The organism is Vibrio sp. 2130-1 (genome assembly GCF_033339515.1).
In genome coordinates this window covers 172,759-187,117 of the sequence record NZ_JAWOUT010000005.1, presented here as the reverse complement: position 1 = coordinate 187,117, position 14,359 = coordinate 172,759, and the positions used below count along the sequence as shown (strand labels likewise).

Here is a 14,359-nt window from a genome sequence, read left to right as displayed (position 1 = left end):
ATTGTCCATGAATTGCACTATTTACAAACAATTAACATTTCGTCATTCTAAATCTCAAGGCACTTTGTAAGTTCTCTCAAAACTTCATTTAAATTATATATTTGAGAATTAACAGATCCTTTCCTACGCTTATAACTGGTTGATCTATCGAATGCCGTTTCTTCGAAAATCAATCACGTAGGACGATAACTCTAACGAATTGGACACGTTATTTCAGGTCACTCCTGATTAAACATGGATCATACAGGAAGGATACAAATGGCAAATAAACTCACAGTTCTTGCTTCCGTCGTAGCGGCTTCTACTGCGATGATGGCAACATCAGCTCAAGCAGCAGACACTACTCTGGACAAAGTCACAAAACAAGGTTTTCTTACTTGTGGCGTAAGTACCGGTCTACCTGGTTTCTCTAACCCTAACTCAAAAGGCGAATGGGAAGGTATCGACGTAGAATATTGCCAAGCACTGGCTGCAGCCGTTCTTGGGGATAAAACGAAAGTTAAATATGTACCCCTAACCGCAAAAGAACGTTTCACTGCGCTTCAATCTGGTGAGATTGATGTGCTTTCCCGTAACACGACCTGGACTCTCCACCGTGACACTGCACTGGGCCTAAACTTCGTAGGTGTGAACTACTACGACGGTCAAGGTTTTATGGTGAAGAAGGAACTTGGTATATCAAGTGCTAAAGAGCTTGATGGTGCGTCGGTATGTGTTCAATCAGGTACAACAACCGAGCTAAACCTTGCAGATTATTTCCGCAACCAAGGCATGGCGTACAAACCTGTGGTATTCGACACAGCGGCGCAAACTTCGAAAGGTTTTGATGCGGGACGCTGTGACGTATTAACAACTGACCAATCTGGCCTTTATGCACTGCGTTTGAATTTGAAAGATCCGTCCTCTGCGGCCGTTCTTCCAGAAATCATCTCTAAAGAGCCACTAGGTCCAGTCGTTCGTCAAGGCGATGATCAATGGTTTAACATCGCTAAGTGGACATTGTCTGCGATGATTAACGCTGAAGAATACGGTATTAGTTCGAAGAATGCGGATGAAATGCTGAAGTCAACAGATCCAAACATCAAACGTATCCTTGGTGTTGATGGCCCTAAAGGCAAAGGGTTGGGTATCCGCGACGATTGGGGCTACCAGGTTATCAAACAAGTTGGTAACTATGGTGAAAGCTTCGAACGTACAGTCGGTACTGGTTCGCCGTTAGAAATCTCTCGTGGCGTTAATGCGCTATGGAATGCAGGCGGCTTTATGTACGCGCCACCAATCCGATAGAAAGAGTTAATCAGGGCGGTTCATGCCGCCCTTTTTCTTGATTATATCTCACTGTATGAGTAAGGATCGCTCATTGGATGGCGAAAAGCGCTCGCTTGGTGGAACGGCTTTAAAGGTTCGTACGTCACCAGACATGGAGCGTTATTCTTTAGCCAGCAAGGACGAAACTTCTTTATACAGGCCGATATCTATAACTAAGGTTTGAGGTTATCGCTGTATGAAACCGACACAAGATGCATCGCCAAGTACGATGTCCAAACCAAGCGGAAGCAAGAGCCTGATTTATAATCCTGCCTTTCGTTCTGCTATTTTCCAGATCATTGCCATTGCTGCACTGGTATTTTTCTTTTACACGATTGTAAACAACGCTCTCAATAACTTAGATGCTCGTGGTATTGCAACGGGCTTCGGTTTTCTGAATCAAGAAGCCGGGTTTGGTATTGGGTTAACATTAATTGAATACGATGAAACGTACTCTTACGGTAGAACATTTATCATCGGCCTTCTTAATACGGCGTTAGTCTCCGTATTAGGTATTATTCTGGCTACTGTGATTGGCTTTACCATGGGGGTTGCCCGCCTTTCTTCTAACTGGTTAGTTAGTCGTTTAGCGGCAGTTTATATCGAAACTTTCCGAAATATCCCCCTTCTTCTGCAAATATTCTTCTGGTATTTCGCTGTTCTTCAAGCATTACCCTCACCACGCCAAAGCTTAAGTCTTGGTGAAGCTATTTTCCTGAACGTTCGTGGCTTATATTTCCCTGCACCGACTATGGAACCTGGCAGTAGCTACGTTATTGCCGCGTTAATCTTCGGGGTAATCGCAAGCTTGTTAATTAATGTATGGGCGAATAATAAGCAACGTCTCACTGGGCAACAAACCCCAATGGGAAGAATAGTTTTGGGTTTAGTTGTTGGCCTTCCATTGGTTGTGTACTTCCTTGCTGGTATGCCAATTTCACTGAATTATCCTGAACTAAAAGGGTTTAACTTCCGAGGTGGTATTAGCATTATTCCTGAATTGGCTGCGCTACTTTTGGCATTGAGTGTTTATACAGCTTCTTTCATTGCTGAGATTGTGCGCTCTGGTATTAATGCGGTTAGCCATGGTCAAACCGAAGCAGCGATGTCGCTAGGCTTACCACGCTCGAAAACTTTAAAGCTTGTTGTCATTCCTCAAGCGTTACGAATTATTATTCCACCTTTAACCAGTCAATATCTCAACCTCACCAAAAACTCATCGTTAGCGATGGCGATTGGTTATCCAGATCTTGTCTCTGTGTTTGCTGGTACTACCTTGAACCAAACGGGACAAGCGATTGAGATCATTGCGATGACGATGGGCGTGTACTTGACATTAAGTCTGATTACGTCTGCATTAATGAACTTGTATAACCGTAAAGTCGCGCTGGTGGAGAGATAATATGAGTACTCATCAATTTCAACCGGATCTCCCACCACCCGCCAATACTGTAGGCTTCGTTGGTTGGATGCGGAAAAATCTATTTAATGGCCCTATCAATTCCATTGTTACTGTCATTCTTGCGTATATTGTCGTAACTGCAATATGGTATATCGTGGATTGGGCGTTTATTAACGCAGACTGGATTGGCTCAACGCGTGACGACTGTAGCCGAGATGGTGCTTGCTGGGTATTTATCAGCGTGCGCTGGGAGCAGTTCATGTATGGTTTTTATCCAGAGTCCGAACTATGGCGCCCTCGCCTTTTCTATATCACATTGGCCATATTTACTGTTTTACTCGCTTATGAGAAGACACCGAAAAGGATGTGGATTTGGCTTTTCTTCGTAAACATCTACCCATTCATCATCGCTGGGCTGTTATACGGGGGTGTCTTTGGACTAGAAGTGGTCGATACACACAAATGGGGTGGATTACTCGTTACGCTCATTATTGCGTTAGTTGGTATCGTAGTTTCACTGCCAATTGGTGTGGTGCTTGCGCTTGGTAGACGTTCAGAGATGCCGATCATTCGCAGCATTTGTACCGTCTACATTGAAGTTTGGCGTGGTGTTCCGCTGATTACGGTTTTGTTCATGGCTTCGGTTATGCTTCCATTGTTTATGTCTGAAGGTTCAGAGACAGATAAACTGATTCGCGCCCTTATCGGTGTGGTTATGTTTGCCTCCGCTTACATGGCAGAAGTGGTACGCGGTGGTCTACAAGCCATTCCGAAAGGTCAATATGAAGCCGCTGATGCGCTTGGGTTAAGTTACTGGAAAAAGACTGGGCTGATTATCTTGCCACAGGCGCTAAAGATTACTATTCCTTCTATCGTGAACACCTTCATCGGTTTGTTTAAAGACACCAGTTTGGTACTCATCATTGGTATGTTTGACGTACTCGGTATAGGGCAAGCAGCAAACACCGACCCTGAATGGTTAGGCTTTGCTACAGAAAGTTATGTATTTGTCGCGTTAGTGTTTTGGGTATTTTGTTTTGGCATGTCACGCTATTCGATATGGCTTGAAAACAAACTTCATACCGGTCACAAACGATAACTCATCAAGATCAAGGACGTATTATGACGCAACAACAAGATTACATGATCCAATTGAAGGACATGAATAAATGGTATGGTGAGTTTCACGTACTAAAAAATATTAACCTCGACGTTAAGCGCGGCGAGAAAATCGTTATCTGTGGTCCATCAGGGTCGGGAAAATCAACGATGATTCGCTGTATTAACCGTCTTGAAGAGCACCAAGCAGGCAGCATTTACGTCTCTGGTACGGAATTAACTGAAGACTTAAAGAACATTGAAGCAGTACGCCGAGAAGTGGGCATGTGCTTTCAACACTTTAATCTCTTCCCTCATTTAACCGTACTGGAAAACTGTACGCTCGCGCCTATCTGGGTGAAGAAGATGCCAAAAGATGAGGCAGAAGCAGTTGCGATGAAATATCTGGAACGTGTTAAAATTCCAGACCAAGCGGAGAAGTATCCCGGTCAGCTGTCTGGTGGTCAGCAACAACGCGTGGCGATTGCTCGCTCTTTGTGTATGAACCCTAAAGTCATGCTTTTTGATGAGCCAACATCTGCACTCGACCCGGAAATGGTTCGCGAAGTACTGGATGTAATGGTCGAACTCGCCGAGGAAGGCATGACTATGCTTTGTGTGACACATGAAATGGGCTTTGCTAAAGAAGTTGCCGATCGCGTGATATTCATGGACGCAGGAGAGATCATCGAAGAAAACAACCCTGTTGATTTCTTCGAAAATCCTCAATCGGATAGGACCCAAAACTTCCTAGCGCAAATCTTACACCACTAAGATTTAGCCGAATCGACATAAAAAAGCACTGGTTTCTATGAAGCCAGTGCTTTTTGTTACTAAATTCAAAAATCCGTGTGAGAATCAACATAGCTATGCTAGGCAGTAATATTGTGTTACAAGTTGCCAAATACATAACATCTTATTTCCATTATCATTTTATCTAGGATATGCATGAAAAGGGCTTGATTTTTTGAACTTTCAGCCCCATAAATGTACCAATAGTAAACTCCCTTATTGAGGATAATTATGAACAGTCCAATGTTTACTCGTTCAACAAGTGTTCCTAATACACTAGAAACTAACAAAGTACTGAAAAACACTTACTTCCTACTGTCGATGACACTGATGACCAGTGCTATCGCAGCAGTCGCGACTATGGCAATGCAAATTTCACCAATCATGGCAATTGTGATGCAGGTTGCAGCGATTGGTATTTTGTTCTTTGTTATGCCAAAGGCAATCAACTCATCATCTGGTATCGTTTGGACATTCGTTTTCACGACTCTAATGGGTGGTGCTTTAGGTCCAATGCTTAACTACTACGCATCAATTCCAAACGGTCCTACTATCATTGCTCAAGCTCTAGGTTTGACTGGTATGGTGTTCCTTGGCCTATCGGCTTACACCATTTCAAGCAAGAAAGATTTCTCTTTCATGCGCAACTTCCTGATGGCAGGTTTGATCATTGTGATCGTTGCAGCGCTGATTAACATCTTCGTTGGTTCAACAATGGCTCACCTAGTAATCAGCAGTGTTTCTGCACTCGTGTTCTCTGGTTTCATCCTATTCGATACAAGTCGTATCGTTCGTGGTGAAGAGACAAACTACATCAGTGCAACAATTTCGATGTACCTAAACATCCTTAACTTGTTCACTAGTCTACTAAGCATTCTAGGCATCATGAACGACGATTAATCGTTTCTCGTTAAGTAGAATAAAAAAGCCCGAAGGTAATTCCTTCGGGCTTTTTCTTTGTCTGCAATTCAGTGTATTACGCCTGATCTACTGACAACTCGATAACTTCGTCAGCTTCTGGATTTTCTCTAAAGCGTCTCACTTTAATCGTGTTTTCCCCCAACATAATTTGCTTGGCGATTCGGTGCATACCGTCAAAAACACGATAGTCACTGGTTAAGATTACCGGATACGACAAATCAGCATTGTTGATTCGTTGGCAATGTTTTGCAATTTCACGGCAGGTTGGCTGTGGCCCTTCATGACTAAACCAAGTCACTTCATTTGGGCCTTTTATATCATCAATCGCAATTTCTTCTACAGGTAAGGATTCTGCAAGTTGCCAAATTCGCTCGATGGACCAAGTGGATTTTACATTGTCATTAATCTCAATGTAACGTTGTTTCGACATGACTAACTCCTTGTCATCATTGTTGTTTCTAACCTGAATACAGGCTTTCATTAATCCAATGAGAATATCGGTCTATGAAAACAAACACAACGTTTAAGCTATTAATTCTCAAACAATCGCTATATCGCTTGTATGAGCGCTTTATAATCACCTCTCTCAGTTTGTAAACTGATTTCAGGGTATAACTTGTCTTAATTCAAACCGCGACTTCGCAATCGCTCATCGACTGATGACAAGAAGCAAAATACTCCAAACGCAACCCACCAATAACCGAACATCTTGAGCGCGGGCAACCAGACTACTGATTTACCAGCTACGCTAAAAAATATGTAGGCCGACATCATCGGTGTCACTAACATGACTCCCCAAGTCAAAAAAAGTAACGGCCCATAGATGTACTGCAACCAAGCATACTTCGGTTTTATAGGATTATGTTTTACAAATCCCGTCAGACATAGAAAAGAGAAAATGCTAAAGCATGCTTGCAGTACCGCCCATCCAATGGAAACGAAAAGATTCAACCACTCCATACACTCCTGAATTGCTCCGTGTTGTTGTTAAGCATGGGTGAACATAACGATTTTTTTCAATTTATTCTTTTGATTTAAAACTAGTTTATATTCGTTGTGATCGACTTATCTAAAACAATAAATATAACTGACAAATCAATCACACCAGGCGAATTGCATAACAATGCAAAAACACCGATATCAACCCCGAAAATTTTCTAACAACACGAATAAAAAAACAAATTTATGCTTAAAATATAATTTAAGAGTATTCAGTTATAGGCCACTACTTTGTACGCTTTTGATTCGCTCGATACGACTTCGAGATTCTTTTGTTGAGAACATTCTCGGCTGTCGCTAATCTATAAACATCCATGTTTACTTAACGGATAAAACGTTATGTTCGTTTACAACGGCAAAGAAATTGAAACGGATGCTCAAGGCTACTTATTGGATCATACTCAATGGGAAGAAGGTATGATTGAGCTTTTAGCAAAAGAAGAAGACATCGAGCTTACGGATGCTCATTTGGAAGTTGTGCATTTTGTGCGAGACTTTTATGAAGAGTTTAATACCTCCCCTGCAGTGCGTATGCTTGTGAAAGCGATGGAAAAAGCGCACGGCCCGGAAAAAGGTAACAGTAAGTATCTATTCAAGCTGTTTAAAAAGGGACCAGCCAAACAAGCAACCAAATTAGCCGGCCTACCAAAGCCAGCTAAATGCTTGTAGATTCATAAAATTTTAAAACCGCGTAACGGCTTATACGACGCAGGCTCCTGCATCACATGCTCTACTGTTGCCGTTCGCGGTCCTTCTTGTAACCATTCCGAAAACGCAACTATTTGCGCGTCTGTTCCACACGCCATCACTTCAACATCACCATTGTTTAGGTTCTTCGCATAACCTGTTAACCCTAGCTTCAATCCTTGATGGGAAGTATGGTAACGAAAGCCGACGCCTTGAACGTGACCTTTTACTATAAATCTCTCACACTTTACGTTCATCTTTGTACCGCTTCTTTTTACTGAGTGATATATTCTTTTCGTCTATTCACCCCACTAAGGATAGTGGTTTTTTTGCACGGTTATTATAATTATGAAAGAAATTCCATTCCGCTGGATTGATAAGTATCTCATTCACTTAAAGATTCAAGAAAAGTTCTATTTGCTCTTCGCTCTCCCTCTTCTTGCTTTAGTCATTCTCACTCTCGTCCTTAATAGCGCGGCTAATACACTGATCTCAAGTATGTACCAAGAAGAGCTCATGCTTATGAAAGGTCTGATAGAGGCAGGCAACCTTTCTCAATCTCAAGTAGCAAGCCTCATCGCTGGTTCAGAAACCGTTTCTATTGGCTCTGGTTCGCAATCCGTGTCTGTTTTAAATGGTACGTACAGTTTGGTTGCGAACCATGAACTTTCTTTATGGGCTGCCCTATCAACGACTCAAGTAAGCATTATCTGTGTGAGCTTGTTTATTCTCGCTCTTGGCGTTTACTACATCATGACGTTTATTGGCGGCGCGATGTTCACGATGAACAAAGCATTAAACACCCTTGCGGGTGGCGACTTAACTGCGAGAATGAACTTCTTCCCTGTTCGCGACGAGTTTAGTGAAATTGCTATTACGATAGACAAAGTTGCAGAACGAGAGCAACAAATGGTGCTGTCGATTCAAGAGTCTGTGGCGTTAATGCAACAAATTAGCTCAGACCTGAATCAATCGATTCATCACAGTTCAGATATTTCAGCGACTCAGCAGGAACACCTCAACTCTCTTGCGAGTGCAACGGAACAAATGGCATCAACGATTCGAGAAGTCGCGACACTAGCTCACGATTCAAGCACGCAAACCGATGATGCGCGAAACGTGGCTCAGTCTGGACAAGTGAAAGTTGAGAATACGCTTCACTCGATTTCGAACCTCTCTAATGAGATTCAATCTGCGTCTCAAGCCGTTGCCGAGTTAGATGCCAATGCAGCACAAATTGATGAAGTAGTGACAACAATCAATGGGATCTCCGAGCAAACCAACCTACTTGCTCTGAACGCGGCTATTGAAGCTGCACGTGCTGGAGAACAAGGTCGTGGATTTGCGGTCGTTGCGGATGAGGTTCGCGCTCTTGCGGGACGCACTCAGCAAGCGACAGTTGAAATCCAAACGATGATTGAGTCGTTACAGCGTAACAGCCAATCACTTACTAAGCTGATGGAAGTTACAGTTAATAATGCAAATGAGGGACAAAACCTCATGACGGAAGTGAATCACGAAATCGGCTCTTTGGCAGATAAAAATCAAACTATCTCCGACAGTAGCATTCAAATTGCAACAGCAGCTGAAGAGCAAGGTGTAGTCGCGGACAATATCGCCTCAAGCGTTGAAGAAATTCGAGTTCAAGCAGATAACGTGTGCAATATGATAAGCACGACTTCACAAAACGTTTATCAACTGCGTAAGCAAAGCGACACAATGGAAGCACTACTTACTGGACTTAAAGCATAGCAACGGAATCTGTTACAGCAAATTCAAATAAAAGGGTCACTTTAGTGACCTTTTTTGTATTTAAAAGTCACTACAATGTACTGGATTGCCGAGGGATATTGCTTTTACCATCCACATCCCGGACAATACGCCCCTTTCAAAATTCAACAAGAGCTAATGAAATGACAGCTGCTATCTATTTGGTTAAAGGTCGTGAGAAATCGGTCAAGCGCAAGCACCCTTGGATCTTCTCTCGAGGCATCAACAAAGTTGAGGGCGAACCTGCTCTTGGCGAAACGGTTGATGTATTCACTCACGACGGTAAATGGCTAGCTAAGGCGGCATATTCGCCAGCTTCACAAATTCGTGCTCGTATTTGGAGTTTTGATAAAGAAGAAATCGACACCGCGTTTTTCGTTAGACGACTTAAAGACGCACAACTTCTTCGTGAAGACATTATCGAACGTGATGGCCTTACGGGTTATCGCCTTATCGCAGCAGAGTCTGACGGCTTACCAGGCGTTACGATCGACCGTTACCAAAATTTCTTTGTGTGCCAACTTCTCAGTGCTGGCGCAGAACACAATAAGCAGGCTATTGTTGACGCTCTGGTTGAGTGCTTCCCTGATTGTAATGTGTACGAGCGCTCTGACGTGGCCGTTCGTAAGAAAGAAGGTTTGAAAGAGACCACTGGCGTATTGCACGGTGAAGTGCCTCCAAAATCTGTCGTCATCGAAGAAAACGGCGTAAAAATCAGTGTCGACATTGTAGGTGGACATAAAACAGGCTTCTACCTAGACCAGCGTGACAGTCGCCAGCAAGCGATGAAATATATGAAAGGCAAAGAAGTTCTTAACTGCTTCTCTTACACTGGTGGCTTCGGACTTTACTCTCTAAAAGGTGATGCAAAGCGTGTGATTAACGCTGACGTGTCACAACCTGCTTTAGATACCGCAAAATTCAACGCAGAACTAAACGAGTTTGATATTTCGAAGAAGCGTGCCGTGTTCCTAAATGCAGACGTGTTTAAGCTGCTTCGTGAGTATCGTGATCAAGGAACTCAGTTCGATGTTGTGATCATGGACCCACCGAAGTTCGCAGAGAGCAAAGCACAACTAAACGGCGCATGTCGTGGTTACAAAGACATCAACATGCTAGCAATGCAAATTCTAAAACCGGGCGGCACGCTACTGACCTACTCTTGCTCTGGCTTGATGGATCAAGTTCTGTTCCAGAAAATCATCGCTGATGCAGCCGTAGACGCTAACCGCCAAGTAAAGTTTGTGGAGCGTTTTGAACAAGCCGCTGACCACCCAACCGATACAGCATATCCAGAAGGTTTCTACTTAAAAGGTTTTGCATGTAAAGTGCTTTAATTATTGCCTGAACTTACTGCATTACTAAATGAAAAACGGAGCTTTCGCTCCGTTTTTCATTTTGAATCATTTACTCTCGTAATTGTTCAAGATTAGAAATCAAACTATTGGCGATATCAGAAGCAGAAGCTCCGTCAAAATTAACCTCCAACTGTTGTCCATCTTTATTGATGGTCAGAGTTGAGTTACCTCCACTTTCAGTCACCGCCACCGTGATATCATCCACGCTTCCGTGATAATCGCCAGAGCCGAGATCATCAAGTAATGTGGAAATATCAGTACCACTCATATCATCAAATACATCGGTAAAATCGAGCTGATCCCCGTCACTGAAATCCGTCACGGTGTCAGTTGCGGATTGCATCTCTGTCCACTTGAAGATGTCATCACCTCCGCCACCAGTCAAAATATCATTACCTAGACCACCAATTAGAATATCATTACCATCGGTGCCTACAAGAACATCATCTTGGTCTGTTCCCATGATGATATTAGGCTCTTGCTGTAACGAAGCAGTCTGTGTACCGAAAGCGGTCACTGTTTCAAAAGAGACATTGTTAAAATCAATATCAACGGTTGCAGTGGTATCGCTTTCTAAACCATCTGAGTCAATCGCTTTGTAATCAAACGAGTCGTTTACATTATTAAAACTTGTAATCTGAGTACCAACTAGAGTAAAGCTGGCTTTATCACTTGAACTGTCTGTTTCAGGGAACAAGCGAATCTCATCAAAACTGCCATTACTTAGCGATACGTCAGCGTAACCTTCTTGATTACCAGTAAATACGATGTCACTGGTGTGTATGGTTTGTATATCAACAAGAGTATCGCCCATATAAAAGTATGCTTGAATCCAAGCGCCGCCACTGTTAAACCTATCATTCAAGCTTGCTAGGTTTAACCTTGCTTCTTTAGCTTCAAGCCCTTCATCTAATTCAATGGCAATGAACTCACTCGTACTAATTTCATCCCCTTGGCCAGTTTCGCCCGGTGACACTACAACTAAACCTACCTGCTGAGCGGCAAAGTCGACCTTGATTTGAGCATTATTGACAAAGTCACCATTACCATCAATGGTTCCTCCAAAGAAACTTAAACCGTTAACATCGACTGAATCGGCAATGAAGTCTTTAGAAAATTCATCGAGTAAATCTTGGGAATCAAAGCTTTGCTCATCAAAGAAGTCTTCCGTTAGTGCATATCTGACTTCCGTAGTTTCTGGAATCACATCACCAATGTCCAATATGACTTCATTGTTCTGATCATCCAAGTAATAGAGATAGCCATAGTCTGGAAGCGTCGTGACACAGATGCTCGTTTCTTTATCATCTTGAAGATCAAAGTCATCTTCAAAGTCTTGCGCATGTGGTGCAAAGTCAATTAAAGCGTCTCCTCCCACACTAAGGTCAACCGAAATGCCAAAGTCTTCTACTGTCGGAGGTGTATTGTCATCATCAATAATCGTACCAAGGCCTGACGCTGCAGGTGATTGCCCTTGAATCGAACCAGTTAAAACAAAGTTTTCTGAAGATTCATAAATCTGGTCTTCAACAGTGTTTACCGTAACACTAAAGTTAGTATCACTCGCAGGTACGGAGACATCAAACGTTCCATCAGGGTTTACCGCAATAACTTCCGTCGTGTTATCAGCATAAGTAATGGTCACACTCGTAGCGTTAAAATCATCTCCAGCGACAGCGGTTCCGTCTAAGAGAGACATACTAACCATAATCGCAACCGCACTTGCATTACTCAGTGTAACGTTAAATTTCGCATCGTTACCTTCCACCACTTGAATATCCGTAATTTCAGTGACAGTTGGTATGTCTGCATTATCGTTAATCGTTACGGTACCGACAGCAGCAGTTGTTTGCACAGTAGTGGCACCGGATAATGTAAAGTTCTCATCACCCTCATAAATATCATCGTTTAACGTCACCATAGTAACGCTAAATGTTGTGTCTAACGCTGGTACAATGACATCAAACGTACCATCTGGGTTCACTGAAATAACGTCGGTACTACTATCAGCGTAGGTAACGGTTACTGTCGTATTTGTATAATCCGAACCTCCTTCAGCTGTCCCATTTGCTAATGTCATATTAACAACGGTGTTTGTGGTACTTGCATTGCTTAAAGTGACTTCAAGCGTTGCCAGCTCACCTTCACTAACTATGGCATCCGTAATCGCTGCTACAGTCGGGCGGTCATCATCAGGATCTGGTCCTGGGCCACTACCATCATCAACAATAGTACCGGTACCAATCACAGAACCAACTTGGTTATCAGTGTTACCTGATAACGTAAAGGTTTCAGGTCCTTCGAATAAGTCATCATCTGTTGTACTTACAGAAACACTATAAGTCGTATCATTTGCGGGCACATCGACAATAAAGCTGCCATCTGGATTTACCGTAACGACTTCTATGCCGCCACTCTCATAAGTAATTGTTACTGAAGTATCGGTGTAATCCACACCGCCTTCTGCTGATCCGTCAGTCAGCATCATATTGACAGTGGTGTTGGTGGTGCTTTCATTACTCAACGTTACATCTAGTGTTGCAATATCACCTTCGTTTACCGTTGTAGAGGTAATCGCTGCCACTGTTGGGCGATCGTCATCTGGATCAGGTCCTGGCCCCGAACCATCATCAAGAAGAGTCCCTGTACCCATTGCAGATGTAATTTGAGTGGCAGTTTTACCCGACAGTGTTAAAGTCTCTGCGCCTTCGAATAGGTCATCATCATTAGTATTGACTGTGACGCTGAATGAGACGTCGTTCGCGGGAACTGAAACATCAAATGTTCCGTTTGCGTTGACAGTAATGACATCTGTTGAGTTATCCGCATAGGTAACTGTAACCGATGTATTGATGTAGTCTATGCCCCCCTCTGCGCTACCATCAGCGAGCACCATATTGACCAAACTTTCACTATCACTAGGGTTACTTAAAGTAACATCAAAAATGATAGGTTCACCTTCATTAACCACTTCACTAGAAATAGAGGCAACGCTGACTGTATCGTTATCAAGAATCGTTACCGTGCCTATAACCGGAGTTGTTTGTATCTCGGTCTGTCCAATTAATGTGAAATTTTCATCGCTTTCGAACAGCTCATCGTCGGTGGTACTTATCACAACGTCAAAGGTCATATCACCAGCTGGTACGGACACATTAAATGTACCATCAGGGTTCACAGGGATAACGTCTGATGAACTATCTGCATAGGTAACAGTAACAGACGATTTGGTGTAATCTACCCCTCCCTCTGCTGTGCCATCATTAAGTGTCAGATTAACGAGAGTATCCGTAGTGCTTAGGTTACTCAAAGTGACAACCAACGTAGCAGACTCACCTTCGTTTACGGTTGTATCACTAATTGCCGCAACAACCGGACGGTCATCATCCGGATCGGGTCCAGGGCCACTGCCATCGTCCACTATCGTTGCTGTACCCGTATCGCTGCCTTGTACCGCCCCAATGCCAGTCACGGTCACACTGAAGTCTTCAGGGCCTTCATAAACGGTGTCATCAATGGAAGCGATACGCACATCAAATTCGGTTTGCTCGGCTGGCACGGTCACCACGCCATCATTTGGTACTGCAACCCAACCGCTTCCGGTGTTGTATTCTAAGGTACCTAAGTCACCGGCTTCGGTATCGCCGAGATTAAGACCCAACTCCACTTGCGTTTCCGCTTCAGACGCGTTCGATAAGGTGACTGTGAAGTTCGCCGTATCACCTTCATTAATAATGCCAGCATCGGTAATAGTCACGCTCGGACGGTCATCATCCGGATCGGGTCCAGGGCCGCTGCCATCATCCACTATCGTCGCCGTACCCGTATCGCTGCCTTGCACCGCGCCAATGCCAGTTACTGTCACACTGAAATCTTCAGGACCTTCATAAACGGCATCATCAATAGAAGCAATGCGTACATCAAACTCGGTTTGCCCTGCTGGCACGGTCACCACGCCATCGTTTGGCACTGCAACCCAACCACTTCCCGTGCTGTATTCTAAGGTGCCCAAATCTCCAACTTC

Annotated in this window: 11 protein-coding genes; 8 read left to right on the top strand and 3 right to left on the bottom strand. The window is 43.5% G+C overall.

Annotation, left to right across the window (positions count from 1 at the left end):
* Window positions 1–258: 258 nt before the first annotated feature.
* From R7Q09_RS09435 to R7Q09_RS09415, 5 genes are all read left to right on the top strand, one after another.
* Window positions 259–1,287, top strand: a complete 1,029-nt coding sequence (locus R7Q09_RS09435) for an amino acid ABC transporter substrate-binding protein (RefSeq protein ID WP_005377403.1) — start codon at window positions 259–261, stop codon at window positions 1,285–1,287.
* 217 nt (window positions 1,288–1,504) lie between these two features.
* A complete protein-coding gene (locus R7Q09_RS09430) occupies window positions 1,505–2,710 on the top strand; it encodes an amino acid ABC transporter permease (protein ID WP_005377402.1) in 1,206 nt (401 codons plus the stop codon).
* 1 nt (window position 2,711) lies between these two features.
* On the top strand, window positions 2,712–3,809 hold the full coding sequence (locus tag R7Q09_RS09425) for an amino acid ABC transporter permease (protein WP_005389988.1): 1,098 nt from the start codon (window positions 2,712–2,714) through the stop codon (window positions 3,807–3,809).
* 23 nt (window positions 3,810–3,832) lie between these two features.
* The gene (locus tag R7Q09_RS09420) at window positions 3,833–4,582 is read left to right on the top strand and encodes an amino acid ABC transporter ATP-binding protein (RefSeq protein ID WP_005377400.1); all 750 of its coding nucleotides are present in this window, start codon (window positions 3,833–3,835) and stop codon (window positions 4,580–4,582) included.
* Between the two features lie 249 nt (window positions 4,583–4,831).
* Window positions 4,832–5,500 carry a Bax inhibitor-1/YccA family protein gene (locus tag R7Q09_RS09415; protein ID WP_017634610.1) on the top strand — a complete coding sequence of 223 codons (669 nt, stop codon included), beginning with the start codon at window positions 4,832–4,834 and terminating at the stop codon, window positions 5,498–5,500.
* Window positions 5,501–5,576: 76 nt separating this feature from the next.
* Here R7Q09_RS09415 and R7Q09_RS09410 read toward each other — a convergent pair whose 3' ends face one another.
* Complete coding sequence (locus R7Q09_RS09410; protein ID WP_318070752.1) at window positions 5,577–5,951, bottom strand: chromosome partitioning protein ParB; 375 nt, start codon at window positions 5,949–5,951, stop codon at window positions 5,577–5,579.
* Between the two features lie 908 nt (window positions 5,952–6,859).
* On the opposite strand from R7Q09_RS09410, the gene R7Q09_RS09405 reads away from it, so the two are divergent.
* A complete protein-coding gene (locus tag R7Q09_RS09405) occupies window positions 6,860–7,189 on the top strand; it encodes a TusE/DsrC/DsvC family sulfur relay protein (RefSeq protein ID WP_005377396.1) in 330 nt (109 codons plus the stop codon).
* A gap of 2 nt (window positions 7,190–7,191) precedes the next feature.
* On the opposite strand, the gene yccX is transcribed toward R7Q09_RS09405, so the two are convergent.
* Window positions 7,192–7,464 (bottom strand): acylphosphatase, encoded by a 273-nt coding sequence (gene yccX, locus R7Q09_RS09400; RefSeq protein WP_017634611.1) that lies wholly within the window; start codon window positions 7,462–7,464, stop codon window positions 7,192–7,194.
* 91 nt (window positions 7,465–7,555) lie between these two features.
* Between yccX and R7Q09_RS09395 the strand changes: the two genes are divergently transcribed.
* Entirely contained in the window at window positions 7,556–8,959 is a 1,404-nt protein-coding gene (locus tag R7Q09_RS09395) for a methyl-accepting chemotaxis protein (RefSeq protein WP_318070753.1), read from the top strand.
* A 161-nt stretch (window positions 8,960–9,120) separates the two neighbouring features.
* On the top strand, window positions 9,121–10,314 hold the full coding sequence (locus R7Q09_RS09390; protein ID WP_318070754.1) for a class I SAM-dependent methyltransferase: 1,194 nt from the start codon (window positions 9,121–9,123) through the stop codon (window positions 10,312–10,314).
* Window positions 10,315–10,384: 70 nt separating this feature from the next.
* Here R7Q09_RS09390 and R7Q09_RS09385 read toward each other — a convergent pair.
* A partial coding sequence (locus R7Q09_RS09385; protein WP_318143697.1) for a Calx-beta domain-containing protein occupies window positions 10,385–14,359 on the bottom strand: 3,975 nt, incomplete at its 5' end.